This window comes from Sphingopyxis sp., assembly GCF_965227415.1.
In the GTDB taxonomy this organism is placed as follows: Bacteria; Pseudomonadota; Alphaproteobacteria; order Sphingomonadales; family Sphingomonadaceae; genus Sphingopyxis.
In genome coordinates, this window is record NZ_OZ245749.1 from 4,013,088 (window position 1) to 4,030,649 (window position 17,562).

13 protein-coding genes are annotated in these 17,562 nt (G+C 63.2%); 4 read left to right on the forward strand and 9 right to left on the reverse strand.

The genetic code is table 11. The features are described from left to right. Positions 1-55: 55 nt before the first annotated feature. The 3 genes from ACO055_RS19475 to ACO055_RS19485 all read right to left on the reverse strand — a co-directional run bounded on the left by ACO055_RS19475 (position 56) and on the right by ACO055_RS19485 (position 2,428). Complete coding sequence (locus ACO055_RS19475) at positions 56-1,291, reverse strand: MFS transporter (RefSeq protein ID WP_422060498.1); 1,236 nt, start codon at positions 1,289-1,291, stop codon at positions 56-58. A gap of 62 nt (positions 1,292-1,353) precedes the next feature. Beyond that, entirely contained in the window at positions 1,354-1,836 is a 483-nt protein-coding gene (locus ACO055_RS19480; RefSeq protein WP_422060499.1) for a GFA family protein, read from the reverse strand. A 10-nt stretch (positions 1,837-1,846) separates the two neighbouring features. Continuing rightward, entirely contained in the window at positions 1,847-2,428 is a 582-nt protein-coding gene (locus ACO055_RS19485) for a hypothetical protein (RefSeq protein WP_422060500.1), read from the reverse strand. A gap of 486 nt (positions 2,429-2,914) precedes the next feature. Between ACO055_RS19485 and ACO055_RS19490 the strand changes: the two genes are divergently transcribed. Beyond that, positions 2,915-4,138, forward strand: a complete 1,224-nt coding sequence (locus ACO055_RS19490; protein WP_422060501.1) for a 2OG-Fe(II) oxygenase — start codon at positions 2,915-2,917, stop codon at positions 4,136-4,138. A gap of 92 nt (positions 4,139-4,230) precedes the next feature. Here the strand turns inward: ACO055_RS19490 and ACO055_RS19495 are convergent, their stop codons facing one another. The 6 genes from ACO055_RS19495 to ACO055_RS19520 all read right to left on the reverse strand — a co-directional run bounded on the left by ACO055_RS19495 (position 4,231) and on the right by ACO055_RS19520 (position 11,523). Then, positions 4,231-4,581, reverse strand: a complete 351-nt coding sequence (locus ACO055_RS19495; RefSeq protein ID WP_422060502.1) for a hypothetical protein — start codon at positions 4,579-4,581, stop codon at positions 4,231-4,233. 95 nt (positions 4,582-4,676) lie between these two features. Beyond that, on the reverse strand, positions 4,677-5,099 hold the full coding sequence (locus ACO055_RS19500) for a helix-turn-helix domain-containing protein (protein WP_422060503.1): 423 nt from the start codon (positions 5,097-5,099) through the stop codon (positions 4,677-4,679). Positions 5,100-5,254: 155 nt separating this feature from the next. Beyond that, a complete protein-coding gene (locus ACO055_RS19505; RefSeq protein WP_422060504.1) occupies positions 5,255-7,081 on the reverse strand; it encodes a BamA/OMP85 family outer membrane protein in 1,827 nt (608 codons plus the stop codon). A gap of 107 nt (positions 7,082-7,188) precedes the next feature. Next, on the reverse strand, positions 7,189-8,556 hold the full coding sequence (locus tag ACO055_RS19510; RefSeq protein WP_422060505.1) for an HlyD family type I secretion periplasmic adaptor subunit: 1,368 nt from the start codon (positions 8,554-8,556) through the stop codon (positions 7,189-7,191). Beyond that, on the reverse strand, positions 8,553-10,334 hold the full coding sequence (locus tag ACO055_RS19515; RefSeq protein ID WP_422060506.1) for a type I secretion system permease/ATPase: 1,782 nt from the start codon (positions 10,332-10,334) through the stop codon (positions 8,553-8,555). The genes ACO055_RS19510 and ACO055_RS19515 overlap by 4 nt, the downstream gene beginning before the upstream one ends. Next, on the reverse strand, positions 10,327-11,523 hold the full coding sequence (locus ACO055_RS19520; protein WP_422060507.1) for a helix-turn-helix transcriptional regulator: 1,197 nt from the start codon (positions 11,521-11,523) through the stop codon (positions 10,327-10,329). Before ACO055_RS19520 ends, ACO055_RS19515 begins: the two co-directional genes overlap by 8 nt. 377 nt (positions 11,524-11,900) lie before the next feature. Here ACO055_RS19520 and ACO055_RS19525 point away from each other — a divergent pair, with 377 nt between their 5' ends. From ACO055_RS19525 to ACO055_RS19535, 3 genes are all read left to right on the forward strand, one after another. Continuing rightward, positions 11,901-13,454, forward strand: a complete 1,554-nt coding sequence (locus tag ACO055_RS19525) for a TolC family protein (protein WP_422060508.1) — start codon at positions 11,901-11,903, stop codon at positions 13,452-13,454. 278 nt (positions 13,455-13,732) lie between these two features. Beyond that, positions 13,733-15,922, forward strand: coding sequence for a calcium-binding protein (locus tag ACO055_RS19530; protein ID WP_422060509.1), 2,190 nt, complete (start codon positions 13,733-13,735; stop codon positions 15,920-15,922). Positions 15,923-16,407: 485 nt separating this feature from the next. Continuing rightward, positions 16,408-17,358, forward strand: a complete 951-nt coding sequence (locus ACO055_RS19535; protein WP_422060510.1) for a M23 family metallopeptidase — start codon at positions 16,408-16,410, stop codon at positions 17,356-17,358. Positions 17,359-17,562 lie beyond the last annotated feature (204 nt).

Below are 17,562 nucleotides of genomic sequence, written 5' to 3' on the forward strand. Positions count from 1 at the left end.
GCTGGCGTATGGGGCTGCCTCTAATCGCGCGGGCGGGGATTCGCCAGTGGTTCGGTTACAGCTCGACCGTCCGGATCGTCGGGATCATCGTCCACCAAAGTAATCCGCCGAGCAGCGAGAGACCGGCCGCCGTCGCGAACGCATACCCATAGCCGCCGAGATAGTCGACGATCAGACCGGTGACGATCGGCCCGACGATCCCCGAGATATTGCCGAACGCGTTCTGGATGCCGACCCAGCTCCCGGCCGCGCGGGGACCCGCAAAAATCTGTGCGATGGCAAACAGGTTGGTGGCGATCAGCCCGGTACCGAGACCGGCGACCGCCAGCCAGAGCCCAAGCGTCACCGCATTGTCGCTCAGCGCGATCCCCGCGATGGCTGCGGCCGTCGCGGTCTGGCCACCGATCATCAACCAGCGGCGCAGTTCGCCCTCGTCGGCGCCGCGCGATACCATCCGGTCCGAAATCCAGCCTCCGCCCAGCGCGACCACGCCCTGCGTCGTGAAGCTGAGCGTCGTCAACGCCGTCATCTCGCCAATCGAATAGCCGCGCGTGTTCACGAGATAGAGCGGCAGCCACGCGAGCAGGAAATAAAAGCCGTAGTTCGACAGGAAATGGACAATCCCCATCCGCCACAGGGTGGGCACGCGCAGCAGTCGGCGGATCGACACGCGCTCGCCGGGTTCGGCGGCGATGCTCTTCGCGCGCAGGGGTGCCGAGGCGATCTGCCAGGGGATGAGCCAGATCAGCGTTCCCAGGCCGAAGATCCAGAACACCGCGCGCCAGCCCCATTCGCCCAGGATCGCGCCGCCGAACAGCACGCCCACGGCCGGTCCGAAGGCAAGCGCAGCGGACACGGAAGCGTTGGCGATGCCGCGGCGTTCGTCGGGAACCTCGGCGGCGAAAATCTTGCTGCTGCCGGGGAAGGCGATGCTTTCGCCGAGGCCGAGGAAGAGGCGAAGCAGGATCAGCGAAGCGAGACCGCCGATAAAACCGGTGAGCGCGGTGCTGACCGCCCATATTGCAACGCCCAGCGCAAAGATGCGATAGACGCAAAAGCGGTCGCAGAGCCATCCGACAAGCAGGCAGGCGGGCGCATAGACCCAGAAGAACGCCGAAACGGCGACGCCGAAGCCCGTCGCCGAAAGCTTCAGCTCTTCCTTCATCAGCGGCGCCGCGACGCCGATCGCGCCGCGGTCGACATAGTTGAGGAGCACGGACAGCGCGATCAGTCCGACGACCCAGCTCAGCCGTGCGTTGCTTGTGCGTTCGCCGATCGGTTGCGTTGCCAACGCTGTGCCTCCCCCAAAGCCCCGAGGCGGCGTATCACAGGCGGCGAGGAGCGTTTAGCGAATTATGCCGGCCAGTGATCGGTGTCATGGTCGGGATGCTGGTGGTTGCTCGCCTTGATTGCGCCGACGACACTGCGCATCGTGTCTTCGGTCGTGCCTTCGGCCTGGATCGGCAGAGCGGCGAAGGCCGGCAGCTGGCCCTCGATCCCGAACTGCATCCTGGGCGCAAAACGCGCGGGCTCGTCGAACGACCCGGTCGTTAGGTTGATGTGCTTGCTCTCGAGATAATCATAGGCAAGCGGCGTGCCGCACGTCGGGCAAAAACCGCGCGCGGCTTTGTCGGAGCTTTTGAACCACGCCGGCGCGCCGCGGGTCCAGCTGATCGCATCGCGCGGAACACCGATCAAGGCCGCGAAAAAATTGCCGGCGGCTTTCTGGCACATGCGGCAGTGGCAGATGTGCGACGTGTCGAGAACGGCAGTGACATGCCAACGCACCGCGCCGCACTGACAGCCGCCCGATGCCTCGGTTTCGATACGATCCATTCCCGCCTCCTCAGTCGACCAGGCAGACCGTTCCGGCCCATATATCGGTGACGATGCCTTCGATACCATCTTGGTCGAAGATGCCGACGAGGTCGCCGGTGCTGAACAGTAGGCCGAGCGAGGAATCGTCGACAATCGCGTCGGGATAGGCGGCATCGACCGATTGGCGCGGCGACCCGATACCGATGCCCTTGGTCGTTTTGAGCGCCGATTCGCCGCCGTTTATTGTCCAGCCGACGAACTTGCCGTCCTGAAACGCAAGCTGCAGCTCGTCTCGATATCCGGTGTAGTCGACCGTCCCGGCGCCGCATTCGGAGCTTGACCCCCGGTTGCGCTGCTTGCCCAGCACATTGCCGATCACCAGCTCCGCACTGGCACGCGGGATGCCGAACCGGACGAGCCGGCCATCGACGACCAGGCCGTCGGGCGCGAGAGTCAGCGCGGGCGCGGTCTTGGCAGGCGACGATGTTGGCGCCGAGGCTGCCGTGAGCGGCGCGGCGGCAGCATCCCTTTTTTTCGCAGGTGCCGCGACCGTGTCGGGCGACGAGCAGGCGGCCAGCGTCATCAACAGGGCAAGGCAGGCCTTTCGCATCGCGTCCCTCCCGTTCAGTTATTCAAAGCGCCATAAGTCACTGACTTATGGGATGAGACATATGTGGTCCGGATTGACCGATCGGGGTCCCGTCAGATTTCTGCGTTTCTGAAAATGTCGCTTTCGAAGACAATCAGTGGAGCCGCAGGATGAATCCGGCCCTTCGCCCGCTTCCCCGGCCAGTCGAATCGCCGATGCCGAAGTTATGCGCTTGTATCGACGAGTTCAATTCTTGCCTTATTGCCGAGTGCAGGGGCAGGGGGACCGCAAACGCCGCCAGCCGATTGGGCCGCGCCCCATCGGCGCCTTGAAGCGGCCGTTCGCCAGCTGGATCCATCGACCATCGAGATTTTCCGCCTCGCGCCGGATGGGTCCGGTTTTGGGATCCTTGCACCTTCTGAGCGCCGAGATACCCCTTAATAGCCAATAAGCGGACAGCGCCTCCAATGATAGAAAAGCCCCTTGGGCCTGAGGGGAGGATCAATCTTGGCGCAGCAGTCAACGCGAGTTGGACGGTCGGTTGCCGGCCGTGCTTCGACATCTTCGGCACTGGCCATTGCGGCTGCCAATCGCGCCGGACCGATCCGTGCGAAGACAAGCGCGCCCGCACGTCCGAGCGCGCCGGCAGCGCCGATCCTCAAGCCGATCGTGGGATCGCCCGCACCCTGGTTCAAGGCCCCGGTCCTCGACGGAAATCCCGAATATACCTTCCATACCGTTGCGGGGCGCGTCACGCTGCTCTTCTTCGTCGGATCGGCAGAGAGCGAGGCCGTCCGGGGCAAGCTTGCCGAACTTCTCGCCCATGATCTGTTCGACGATCGCGCCTGCAGCCTTTTCATCGTCACGCACGATCCTGAGGACGCGAGGAGCGGGCGTATCCAGAACCGGCTCCCGGGGGTTCGGGTCGTGCTGGACTATGACCGCGCCATTTCCGACGCCTATGGTGCCAGTCGCCTCGGCGGTGACGGTTACGATCCCTATGTCATGGTGCTCGATCGGCAACTGCGTGTGGCAGGCCGCTACTTGCTGCCGCGTGCGGATGAAAGTCTCATCCTGGCCGAGCGCCTCATCGGTGAAGCGGGAGTGGAGGACTGGGCGCCCGTCCTGTCGGTTCCGCGCGTGCTCGATCAGGCCATGTGCCGGCAACTCATGGATCTTTACGACGCCGACGGTGGAAGCGATTCAGGTTTCATGCGCGAGGTCGACGGCAAGACCGTCCAGTTGATCGACTATGGTCACAAGCGTCGATCGGACTTTACGATCGACGACAGCGAGCTTTGCCGTTCGCTTCGCGCGCGCATCGGGCATTGCGTCCGTCCTGCGATCCAGCGCGCCTTCAACTTCGATGCGACCCGCATGGAGCGCTATATCGTCGCCTGCTACGAGGCGGAACTTGGCGGGCATTTCCGTCCGCACCGCGACAATACCACCAAGGGTACGGCGCACCGCCGGTTTGCCGTCACGATCAACCTCAACGAAGACTTCGACGGCGGCGAGCTTCGTTTTCCCGAATTCGGATCGCGAACCTATCGCGCGCCGCCCGGCGGCGCGATCGTCTTTGGTTGCGGCCTGCTCCATGAAGCGACGCCGGTAACTCGCGGCCGGCGCTATGCATTCCTGCCGTTCCTGTATGACGACGCAGCGGCGGCCGAGCGGGAAGCCAACAACAAATATCTGGGAGAAGGCGTCGGCGACTATACGCGCGGCTAGTCCGCTGCGCTCTCGCGACCTGTCAAAACCGGCGCTCGCGTGACATTCCTGCCCCTGACGGCAAGTCCCGGATCAGCGGAGCCCGTTGGCGCTTATTCCGCAGCCAGGATTTCCGACAATTCCGAATTGGCCACATGCTCGACGTTGATCACGCTTGTGTTTTGCAGGTATCTCAGACGCTGGATCAACAGATCGATCGAATAGTGCGGGATCATGATCGCGTCGTCGCGGTCGCGATCCGTTCGCTTCTGCTGCCGGATGACGACGCCGTGCTGCGTCGGATAGGCTGTAATCGCCTGCACGGGATGCACGACGAGATCCGCCTCCGACCAGTTGAATTCCAAACCCCGTGCCATGCCGCAGCCTCCCAACCGAATCAGTCCCTCTTTGGTATTAAGACAAAGGAGCGGTTCGATCAGTCCCCGGTTGCGGACTAGGATCATCTTTAAGTGAGGACAGATTCAGCTGAACGACGGCCAGCGCGTCGATCGCCATTCGCGTGCGCATCGAGGGTCGTCCAACGACGCGGAAGTCGCACTCACAATTCGATGGAGATCTTCACATTCTGCGCCTTGATTCCGGCAAGCGCCGCGATGCCGAGTTTCGCGGCATATATCATGATGCGCAGCCGCTGCGGATGCGCGAGGCCGACGGGCAGTTCACCGCTTTCCCAAGCCGACGGCATGAGCACGTCCATCTCGTCGAGCGGGCCGCCGCCCAGGCTTTCCCGGCCCGCAATAAGCTCGATCTCGGAAATGCCGAGAGCTGCCGCCAGGGTCTGGAGATTGCTGTTGCGTGGCTGCGTCTTTCCCGATTCCCACGCCCAGATGGTGGGGCGGCTGAGACCCGCGCGTTCGGCGAGTTCCGACCGGCTCATCCCGCGTTCCTCGCGAAAGCGGCGAAGGCGCTCGGAGAGCTGTTCGGCAGGGCTACTGCCGACGGGTTCCGCCGAGGCGCTCATCGGAGGTCAGCGACGTGGATCGTGGACGTGCCGCTCCATCTGAAATGAACGTAACCCATCAGCGCCCCCTTTAGCACGCGTGACCCGCGGGAAAGATATGCTGAGGCGCTCGATTTGCCGCCAGTCCCCGATGGGGACACGGTTAGTGCCACAATCTAAAATGCTGTGCCGAAACTAATCGAGAGGATCTTCGAGCGGTCGCCATTCTGCCGTTTTACCGGCTGAGCGACATTGAAACGGAGCTTTCCGGGCGCGACATTGAACGATAGTCCAAGCCCGACCGCGACGCGCGGAGTCGCGCTGTTTCCGATCAAGGCCTCTCCCGGCGCGAGTTCCGATTTGCGCGCGCCGAAGACCGATCCCGCGTCGACGAAGATGCTGGGCGTAACGGCGAACCGGTTGACGTCGCCGCTGAGGTGGAAGGAAAGTTCGACGCGCCCGACATAATAGGCTCGGCCTCCGATGGCGGTGGCCTGTCCGGGCGCCGCCCCTACCGGTACGACCTTCGGACCGAGACCGCGAAGGTCGAACCCGCGCATGGTGTTGCCGCCGATATAGAAGCGGTCGAAGAGGGGGACGTCGCGCCCGTCGTATCCCTTCATATATCCGCCTTCGAGACCGGCGGAGAGATCGATATTGCCGCTGAGGCGCCGGTAATAGGTGCCTCCGGCGCGGTAGCGGACGAAGCGCGTGGTGCCTCCCGGCCCGGCGATGTCCTGCGAAACCCTCAGTTGAAAGCCGCGCTTCGGATCGAGTGCGCTGTCACGCCGGTCGAGGCTGAGTGCGAGGCTCAACACCGAGCCGGTCGAGTGGCCGAGGGCATTGCAGAAAACGCTGCCGTGGACGCTGGCGTCGCAGGCCGCGTTCTTTCGGCGAATGACAAAATCTTCGTCCGAATAACGGTAGTTGGCTGCGAAGCGGAGACCGCGCTTCAGCGGGCGCCCGAGATAGAAATTTCCGCCGCGTGCCGTTTGAACGAACAGCGAAGAATTGACGTCGTCGTCGAAACCGACGGCCTTGGATCGGGAGTAGAAAAAGGTCGGCGCGATGGCAAAGCCGCTGCCTGCGAAATTGGTGTCGGAGGCGCCAAGCTCCATCAGCGCCTGAACCTTTGAATAGCGCCCCGAAAGCGTGATGTCGCGGCCGGGCTTGCCGATATTGGTCCTGGAAAGCTTGACCGACCCGACCGGCCCCTCGATCGACGAATAGCCGCCCGACACAGCCAAGCCGCCGCGCGACAGTGTCTGGAGCGTGAGAAGGTCGCCCTCCTTCGCCTGGCCCGAAGCCGGGTCCGCCTCCAGGCCTTCCGCGCCCGCGCCGCCCGCATCCGCGCCGACGTCCGCAGTCGCCGTTTCGTCCTTGGCGGGTGCCATCGCGGCGGTCGGTGCGCCCATACGCTGGCCAAGATCGGCAAGAGCGAGCAGCGCCTGCCGCCTTGGCGGAGCCGCGGCAATCATTTCGACATCGAGCGCATCCCCGAAGATCGTCATTGCGGAGGAGTTTGCCGCATTGTCAGCATGCGCCAGCGCAGAGCCGACCGCGGAAGCGTCGGCTGGAGTCCCCGACACATCGCTGGACGATGTGTCATGTCCGCCGCCCGTACCGAGGAGGAGCGGCTCCGGCGACTCAATCGCAGTCGGTGCACCGCGCGTGGGAGACGCAAATGGAAGCGCGAAATTGGAAACGCCCAGAGCGAGCGCGTCGGTCCTGGCAAGCGACACCGGTCCGTCGCCGTCTGTAGCCGGCGCTGCCTCGCCGCCCATCGCGATCAGTCCCCCGACGGCTCGTGCGGATAGATCCGCATCGGGATCGCGCACCGCCGCCGAGGCGGTCATCGGAATTTCGATGGCGAGGGGTGATTTGCGACGCGACCAGCGCTTTCGCCGCGGTGTGGGCTCGAGGATCGCAGGCTCCGGCGCCTCGATCGTGGCGTTATCACTGAGGCCGCAGCCGGCCGCGACGCCCAGTGCAGTTCCCTGCACAGCTTGCTGGATTCCCCGGAGAAGTAATCCGTAGCCAGGCAATTCCATCCCCCTCATCGGGGCGGGCTAGTCGGCCCGCCTCGACACTCCCCCGAGCGGTCCGACGATCAGGATTCCCTGAATGACCGGTTGAAGCTGTCGATCATCGGCTGGAAGAACATGCTCACGAGCGAACTCGATCCGAGGTCGATAAAGACTTCCGCCGGCATGCCGGACATCAGCCGGACCGAAGGATAACGCTTTAACTGTTCGGGCGAAATTTCCACGATGACCTTGTAGTAGATCTGGCCGCTTTCCTTGTCGAAAATGGCGTCGGGGCTCACTTCGCGGACGGTCCCGAACAGGTTCGGGATCACGCGCGCCTTGTAAGGCGTGAGTTTGACTTCTGCCTTGAGGCCATCATGAACCATGTCGATGTCGTTGGGCTTCAGCCGCGCCGAGACGACGATCTTTTCCGAAGAGGGCACGATGTCGAGAATGGGTTGGCCGGCGCCGACCACACCGCCCGGCGTGATGAAGCGAAGGTTCGAGACGCGTCCATCGATCGGTGCAACGATCTGCTGGCGGCTGCGGATGTCGCTGCTCACCTTCATCTTCTCGCGGGTTTCGGCGATTCTAAGCTGTACTTCAGGCTGCTTCGTCGCCGCCTCCGCCGCCATTTGGCTGCGCAGCGAGGACATCTGCGCGCGCGACTCGCCGATCGTATTCCGCAAGCGATCGAGGTTGTTCGTCAGCTTGCCATGCTCGCCTTCGACATAGGCGCGCTGGCGTTGCAGCGAAAGGAGCCGAGATTTCCGTTCAAGCCCCTCATCGACAAGCATATCGACGCCCATCTCTTCATCGGCGAGCAACTTCGCCTGGTCCGAGAGCGCGGCAATCTGAGCGTCCGAACTGCGGATGTCGGCATTGGTCTGCCCGATCCGCTGCGAATAGATTTGTGACTGCTCGGAAAGGCCGCGCTGGCGCGAGGCGAATTCGTCGTTCGAGGTTGCGATAATCTCTTGAATCTCGGGATCGCCGGCCTGCGCCATCAACTCCGCCGGATAGGCGACCGAGCGAAGACCGCGCCGTTCGGCATCGAGCCGGGCATCCTGCGCAAGGAGGCCGTAGAAGGTCGACCGTAGGGCCGCGTCCGACGCATCGCTTTGCGTCGCATCGAGCAAAAGCAGCGGCTGGCCCGCTTTCACAAGCTGGCCTTCCTGGACCAGAAACCTGCTGACAATTCCGCCCTCGAGGTGCTGCACAGTGCGCCGTCCGCCGCCGGCCGCTTCCAGATAACCGCTGGCAATCGCTGCGCTGTTGAGCGGCGCCGCCCACGCCCATACCGAGAAAGCGGCCACGAACAGCGTGATCGCGACGAAGGCGAGCCGGAACGAACTTTTGACCTTCGGTGCTGCGCCTATGTCACCCGCGGGAGCGGGAAGGGCGAGCGGAGCGCCTTCGCCGTCGGGGCTCATCCGGAGCGGAACGTTCATGCACCCATCCCCTTGTCACCGAACATGGCCGGCTTTTGTTTGGCGGCGTTTTCCTCCTGCGGAGAAATCGCGCGGCGGTTACCCGACATTTGTTCGACCACCGTCCGGGCGTCGCCGAATTTTGCGATCTGGCCGTTCATCATCAGCAGAATCTTGTCCGACAGTTCGAGCAGGTTCGAGCGGTGCGAGACGATGATAGTCGTCATGTTGAGCGCCTTCAGCTTCTTGATCGTGGCGAGAAGCGCCGCGTCGCCGCGTGCGTCAAGGCTGGCATTGGGCTCGTCGAGAACGACGAGCGGGGGCAGGCCAAAGAGGGCACGCGCCAGGCCGACCCGCTGCCTTTGTCCGCCCGACAGCTGATGACCGCCATCGGTCAGAACGCAGTCATAGCCGCCATCGATCTGGAGGATCATGTCATGGCAGTCCGCAAGCTTCGCGGCGGCGATGATGTCGGCATCGCGGGCGTCGGGGCGGAAGCGCGCGATATTCTGGCGGATCGTTCCCGACAGAAGCTCGACATCCTGCGGCAGGTATCCGACATTCTGCCCAAAATCGCTGCGCTTCCATTCAAAGGTATCGGCGCCGTCGAGGCGGACATGGCCCGAAGTGGGCTTCAGCACGCCGACGAGAAGGCGCGAGAGCGTCGTCTTCCCCGAAGCCGAGGGGCCGACGATCGCGAGCGATGTGCCGGCTTCGATCTGGAACGTCACATTCCGAAGGATGGCGCCCTTCATGCCCGGCGCCGCGTAGCTCAGCCCTTCGATCGACATCCGGCCCGAGGGTTTCGGATATTCCATTTCGGAGATGCGGGCGGGCGGCAGGTCGCAAAAGCGCGTCAGTTTCTCGAGGCTTTCGCGCGCCACGACGAATTGTTTCCAGTAACTCATCGCGGCCTCGATCGGCGCGAGCAATCGCGCGATCAGGATCGATCCGGCGATCATAGCCCCGCCGGTGAGCTGCTGATCCAGAACGAGCAACGCGCCCACGCCCAGAAGTACGACTTGAACGAGGTTGCGGACGAATTTCATCCACGCGAGGATCTTGCTCGACTGGAACTGAGTCTGATCGACCGAGGTGGTCTCGGCGATATAGCGATCGCTCCAGTGCGCGACCGTGTCCTTCGCCATGCCCATGGCATCGATGACCTCGCTGTTGCGGACGAGCGACTCGGCATATTGCATGTTGCTCGCCGCCAGCGCCTGCGTGTCCTTGATCGCGTCGCGGGTCAGGCGCTCATTGTACCATGTCAGCCCGAACAGGAGGACGGCACCGATTCCCGAAATCATTCCGAAGATCGGGTGGAGCATGAATACGATGAGGAGATAGAAAGGCACCCAGAGCATGTCGACGACGCTGAAGACGGTTGGCGTCGAGATAAAATTCTTGATCTGTGCCAGTTCGCGCAGCGCCTCGAGACGCATGTTCGGGTGGATCAGCCGTTGCTCGAGCGTCCGAACGAGAAGCACTGGCGCGAGCCGCTGGGCAAGCCAGGTGCCGACGCGGTTCGCGACCTGCTGTCTGATGCCGTCCAGAAGCGCTGCGAGCCCGATCACCATGACGATCGCGATCGCGAGGAAATAGAGCGTGTCTTTGCTCTGGCTTGTCAGCACGCGGTCGAACAGCTGCATCATGTACAGCGACATGGCGAGCGCCGCCGTGTTCGTGATGGCGGAAAAGAGGATGAGGCGGACCGCGATCGAACGCTGTAGCCGCAGGCTTTCCGTCAGCAGATTGCCGCCTTTTGCGGTCCGGCGACCGGCCACCAGGGCGTTAGCCATCCCGGCCGTCCAGCATCGGCGCGCTGTCGGCGGCGCGAAGCGGAAGTACCAGCCCCGATATGAGGCCCGCCAACTCCATCTGCCGATGCACGCCCAGCTTGGCGCGGACACGCTTCAGATATGTGCGCGCGGTCTCCTCCGAGAGGCCGCATCCTTCCGCTGCGTTGCCGAGGCTGCTCGATTTCAGGAACTGGCCTAGAAAGCGCTGTTCCGACGGGAGCAGGCCGAGCGCTTCGAGTAGCGAACTCGGTGCATCGACCTTGCCGGGCCCCATGATGATGAGCATCGCACAACGCGCCATTTCGCCGCCCGTGCGGGACTTGGCCGAAACAACATAGGCGAGGCGCCAGTCGCCGTCGCGGCAATCGAGGCGAAAGACCTCCTCGACCGGATCCACGGCGGTCGCGGCCCGCGCGATCGCATCGCGAAGGCCCTTTGCCTGCGCCGGATTAGCGGCGACGAGCGTGCCGTCCACCGCAGGAATGAGCCAACGGCGCTGCGCGACGAGCGCGCCGGCCGCGCTGTTCAGGAATAGCGGTTGCCCCTCCGCCGACAGCAAAGCCATCGACATCGAGACGCGGTCGAACATCGCCTCGAGCATTGCGGTATGCCGCGACTGATGCGCGAGCTGCGAGACGCGCGTTGCGGACTCGGCAAGGATGGGCGCGATCAATTGCAACGACAGCGCATCGCGGTCGCTGAACTTGCCCGCCTCCTCGCGCCGGAAGAAAAGCGCTCGGATGATCTCGGTGCCCTGCTTCATCCGGACCATGATGCCCCAGTCGAACCGGCCCGACAGATCGCTGGCGAGCGGCGAGGCGGGTGCGAGGTCGGTGCGCGCCAGCTGGAAATGGTGAACCGGCGGCTCGCCGCCGCGCTCGACGAGGTCGTCCATCGAAGCGAGCAGGCTCTTGGTTGCCGCGGGGTTGCCGCGCACATGATCAAAGCCGATCAGAAACGCGCGGCGCTGGGCGCTCGCTGACGAAGCAAGCACCGTGAGGATGGCCGAGCTGATGTCGAACTGCGCGAGATAGTCGTGCCAGATCTTTCGGGTTCCGGCGGCCACATCGATTTCTGCGGCGTCGTTCGCTGCAGGGCGATGGTCCTGCCCTTCATAGACGTCGTCGGAATAGAAAGAGGCTGTTGCCGGCCCACTACAATGCACAGCCAATTCAATATCAGACGACATATGGTCCCCCATGAAACATATAGCCCGCCGCAAACATTGAAGTCTGCAACAGGAGATGCACTCGCGACCATGATGTCCAGCGCCCAACCCCAGTTCAGGAACAGAACGCATTTTCTGACCATTTTTGTTCGTATTCTTGGTCAGGTAAGTCCGTGTCGGTTGATAGGCCGGCGAAGACTCCGGATGCCGTGACAGGGCAGCCGATGGGTGCTGTCTATTTCGATTCAGCGGAACGAGTCTATTATCCCCTCGGACATATCCGTTCGGGTAGTTTCGCCGCTCGGCGCCCCCGATTAATCTGCACCCATAAGAGAATGGGTCGGCTCTCGTTCGATCGAACGATTTCCGAAGAGGGGCATATGCGCAAACAATGGATCATGCTGGCGAGCGCAATGTGCGTGCCTGTCATCGCCGCGGGGCCGGCGATCGGCCCTGTTTCCGCGCAATCGCCGTCCCCGTCGAGCACGATGGCGTCGCTCGCACGGTCGGTCGTCGACGACAATCCGGACGTCGAAACGCAGCGCGTCCAAATTCGCATCGCCCAGGCGCGACTCGAAGGCGCCGAGGCCGGCTATATGCCGACGATCGAAGCCAACGGCTCGGTACAGCGGCGCGAGATCAACGTCCGCGGCGGAACGCGCAACGACTCGAAATACACGTCGGGCCATGCGGCGATCGAGGCGCGGCTCCGCTTCTTCGACGGCAATCGCACCTATAACAGTGTCGAGATTGCGAAGGCCGAACTCTTGTCGACCGAAGCCACGCTCGACGGTGCCATCTCCGACACGCTGCTCGAACTGCTGACCAGTTCGGCGGACGTCCTGCTCAACCGCAAGATCCTGACCTTCTCGCAAATGCAGAGCGATGCGATCGCGGAGCAACTGCGCGCGACATCGCGAAAGCTGGAGTTTTCGGAAGCGACGCGGACCGACGAGGAACTGGCGCGCGCCCGTCTCGCGACATCGCAGGCGAATGTGCTCGCCGCGACCGAGGAACTCAACGTCCAGGGCTTTCGCTTCCGGACCGTCAGCGGGCAATCGGGAACGATCGTTCCGCCGCTGCCCGTTCTCGCCGAATTGCCGTCTTCCCTTCCCGCCGCGCAGAAGATCGCGGCCGAGATGTCGCCCCGTCTGCGCGCCGCACGGCTGAACGCGATCGCCGGCAAGGCTGGCGCGGCGTTTGCGTTGGGAGCGCTGTTGCCGCAGCTCGATGCGGTTGGCGGGTACGAATATCTTACGGGCGGCGTCGCCAATCTGTTCACGGGAAAGCTCCCCGATGATCGCTCGTCGGTGTATGGCGGCCTTGAACTCCGCGTGCCCGTCTTCCTGCCCAAAGACCATGCCGAAGTGCGCCGCGCCCGCGCCGTGCGCGACCAGCGACTCGCCCAGATCGAGACCGCCGAGCGCACGGTCGCCGAGGATGTTTCCAGCAGCTGGACTCGCTGGCAGTCGGCGAAGAGCACAATCGTCAGCGCCGAGGCGGCCGTCGCGGCGACCGAGCAGGCGGTTGCGGGCCTCAAGAAGGAAGCCGTCGGCGGCAACCGCACGCTCACCGAGGTTCTCGACGCGCAAAATTCTCTGCTGGCGTCGCAGGTGTCGCTCGAGCGGGCGAAGCGCAACGAGTTTGTCGCGCGCGCGCTTGTGCTGGCGGCGATCGGTCGGCTGAACGTCGACGCGATCGAGGAAGGGCGCTGTTGCGCCGCAGGTGGAACGCCGCGTCCGGGGGCGTCGCCGCTGGGGCGTCCCGCCGTCGCCGATATCGGCAAACCCACTGGCGAGACAGCGCTTGCAGCGTCACGTCCGGTAGTCGCATCGCTCGGCGGCGGAAGCGAAGTCGCGGCTGCGCCTCTGCAGGCGGTGCAAGACGAATCGTCTGCGATTCCGAACCCGTCGCGTCCGTCCGCCTCGCGCCTCGGACGAAAACCGAACTGACGGTCGAGCGGCGACCGCAAGGTACCGATTTCTGACACTGACGATTCTGCGGCGCATCGGCCGACGCACGTCGTACGCGCCGTTTGCGAAAGCGGAGACTGCCCCGAAATGGGTCAGGTTAAAAAAGTTAACACCATGTCCCCATGCAGGAATGTCGGTGTTGCCCCCCCCGCCATATTCAATCCTCAGGTCCCGTATTTTCGTGGGCCATTTGGGTGGGGCTTTAATCAAATCGTTGAAGCAGCATCCTTTGCGACCAGAATGAAGAGGATAGCGAAATGCCGAGTGTAACTCCATCTAACGCGCCGACGGCCGCGAAGAATCCGACCTCGCGAGGTCAGGTTCTCGGGACCAATTCCGTCGACTTCATCGATCTGAATGCGATCGTTTCCACCGCGACGTTGCCGTACAACGCACGCGGCAATGGCGGGAACGATACCGTTTACGGCAACAATCTCGACAACGACCTTTATGGCGATGCGGGTGATGACAATGTCATCGGTCGTAGCGGGAATGACCGCGTCGACGGCGGGGCCGGCAACGACACGCTGATCGGCGACCAAGCCACTTTCGTCGTCGTCGGACCCGGCAACGTCGTTTACACGGGCGTCGACAACGGCGGAGCTGACGGCAACGACACTCTGCTCGGCGGGGCCGGAAACGACACCGCATGGGGCGGCGGCGGAAACGACTATATCCGCGGCGACGCAGGCAATGACACGCTGAACGGGCAATCGGGCGACGACCGCGTCGAAGGCAATGCCGGCGACGACGTCATCACCGGTGGGGACGGACAGGACAACCTGTTCGGCGGCACCGAAACCGATAACGTCAGCGGCGGCAATGGCGACGACTATATTGAGGGCGGTACGAACTCGAATGGCGTCGATCAGCTTTCGGGCGGCGACGGAAACGACGTCATCTTCGGCGACAACGGCGTTGGCCGCAAAGCCGATCCCGACTTCGCCTACAACCAGAGCGGCTATAACCCGGGTAACGGCCATGCCGATAACATCACGGGCGGCGCCGGCGACGACCAGGTCTTCGGACAAGGCGGCAACGACACCATTGCCGGCAACGACGGCGATGACCTTCTCTGGGGTGACGATGGCAACGACACCATCACCGGCGGCACGGGCTATGACCAGCTCGACGGCGGCGAAGGCGACGATAACCTGGCAGGCAACGACGGCGATGACGAGCTTGACGGCGATGCCGGCAACGACGTGATCCGCGGCGGTGCAGGCTTCGACTTCGTTCAGGGCGGTGCTGACGACGATGACATTGCCGGCGGCGCCGACGATGACACGCTGAACGGCAACGACGGCAACGACCTGGTCCATGGTGACGGCGGCAACGACGTGATCTGGGGCGAAGGCGGCGACGACTCGCTCTACGGTGACGCCGGCGACGACGTGATCCGCGGCAACGGCGATCCGTTCTTCGATCCGCTCGATCCGTCGAACACCGATGCCGACTTCATCTCGGGCGGTGCAGGCGACGACGTCCTCAACGGTGACGAAGGCGACGATGTCATCGAAGGCAATGACGGCGATGACGTCATCGGCGGCGACGCCGGTAACGACAACATCTCCGGCGGAGCAGGCAGCGACAACATCCAGGGCAATGACGGCGCAGACGTCGTGTCCGGTGGTGACGACGACGACCTTATCCAGGGCAATGCCGGCGCCGACAACCTGTCGGGTGATGACGGCGACGACACCATCTATGGTGGTGCCGGCAACGATGTCGTGAATGGCAATGACGGTGACGACACGCTCGCGGGCGATGCCGGCAACGACACCATGAACGGCGGCGATGGCGACGACACCATGTATGGTGACACGTTGTTCGAAAACCTGGGTCTCCCGGGTGGCGGCAACGACACCATGAACGGTGGCGACGGCAACGACTATATGTCGGGCGGCTTCGGCAACGACGTGATGAACGGCGATGACGGCGACGACACCATCCGCGGTGACACCGGCAACGACACCATCAATGGTGGCGTCGGCGATGACAACCTCGAAGGCGAAGCTGGCAACGACAGCATCACCGGTGGTGAAGGCGACGACCATATGTCGGGCGGCGCAGGCAAGGACCTGTTCAAGTTCGACTCGACCGACTCGTCGCCGGGCTTCGGCAACGACGTAATCGGTGCACCGTTCAGCCTCGGTTCGGGACGCGACTTCAACCTCGCCAACCGTGACACCCTGGTCTTCGACGTGGATGCCGGCTTCGATCCGTCGGCCGACATGTTCGTCGTTACGGGCGACTGGGATGGCCAGGGCGACGCGCTGGACGTCTATGTCATCACCGCGGCTGGCTCGGTGCTCATCGAGGACTTCTGGGAAGGCGCTTCGGCTCCGATCCAGGCGCTCGCCGAAGCAGGTGCGTATGACTCGGTTGCGGCGATCAACGCCTACAGCCAAGGCAACGCGACCTACGACATGATCACGTTCGTCTAAGAAGGTCGGTTCGGGGACGTCCACACCCCGACAAACCTTTGCAAAAAGAGGAGGGCAGGCCTTGGTCTGCCCTCCTTTTTATTTGGATCGGCGCGATATTCGGAATGGCTTGGCTCGATCCGGCAAGAATGTCCCCATCCGGGAATTTCGGCCGTTTCCGATATTCATCAGACCAGTTCGCAGGATGGCGATCAAAGATCATCCGCTCCGGGCCCGTCTCGTCCACGCGGGTGCGCAACAACAGGATTTGAAAAAGCTGCTTCTCTGGCCGGCATCACGGCGAAGCTCGTGCAACCCGGTCTGCTCGCGGCAGCGATTCCAGCCTTGGCCGGCCCTCCAAGCTGGCCCGCCGTGCTCGCCGCCATTGCCCCCCTTGGCGGCGGCCGGCGATGGAGGCTGCAGGCCTTCCAATTTGAAACGCGATACACGTGGAAAGGATCGGTCAGCGTCAAATGCTCATGATGCTTTCCCAGATACTCGTCGCAATGACTTCGCTCGCGGGATCGGAGCCCGCCGCCGCGCCGGCGCTGCTTTTTCCAGCGGACTGCCGGCCCGGCGAAACCTGTCTCATCCAGAAACTGTTCGATCACGATCCCGGTCCCGGCCGCAGCGACTATCGCTGCGGATTGCTGACGACCGACGGGCATGACGGTATCGATATTCGCCTTCGCACGATGGCTGCGATGCGTTCGGGCGTCGCCGTCGTCGCCGCGCGCGCGGGCACCGTGCTTCGTACACGCGATGGCGAGGCGGATGCCGGCCTTGGCGGCCCCGATCGGGTGGGCGGCAAGGACGCGGGCAACGCCGTCGTGATCGATCATGGGGATGGATGGGAAACGCAGTACAGCCACCTGCTGCGAGGAAGCGTGCGCGTAAGACCTGGACAGGTCGTGACGAGCGGCGAGACGCTCGGGCTGATCGGCCTTTCGGGAAACAGCGAATTTCCGCACCTTCATTTCACGGTGCGGCATGGCGGCGTCGCGGTAGATCCCTTTGTCGGCCTTGCACCGTTTGCCGGTTGCGGAACCCGCGCGGCGCACACGCCGCTCTGGTCGCGACCAGTGGCCGCGCAACTCGGCTATGCGCCGGCGGGGGTCATTTCCGCGGGTCTCTCCTCCGAAATTCCGCCGTCGCCCGTTACGATGCGCGACCCGCCGCCCGCGCTTGCCGGGGTCCACGCACCGCTCATCCTGTGGGTCGACGCATTCGGCGCGCGAAGCGGGGATCGGCAGGAGTTTTCGATCATCGGGCCGCGCGGCGAGGCGGTGCACACGCAAGTGAGCGATGTCGACAAAGGCGGCCTCAGCTGGTTCGCGTACAGCGGCAAGCGTCCGTCAGCGGCGGGCTGGATCAAAGGTCGCTATGTCGGTCGCTACAGGATCGTTCGCGCCGGCGCAGTTGCAGCGGAGGTTGAAACCAGCGCGTTGCTTCAATAGATAAAGAGAAAATACTAATATGGAAAAATACGAGCCATATTGTAAGGTAATTGTGAACAAGATATTTTTCGACACGCCCGAAGCGTCCGGATATTTGACGATAAATGGTCAAATTGCGACAGATAAACTCGGGATTGTTGGCGTATGTTAACGAAATTTACAAAAATTTAACCCATAAGATGCTGATTTTATACAAAAGTATAG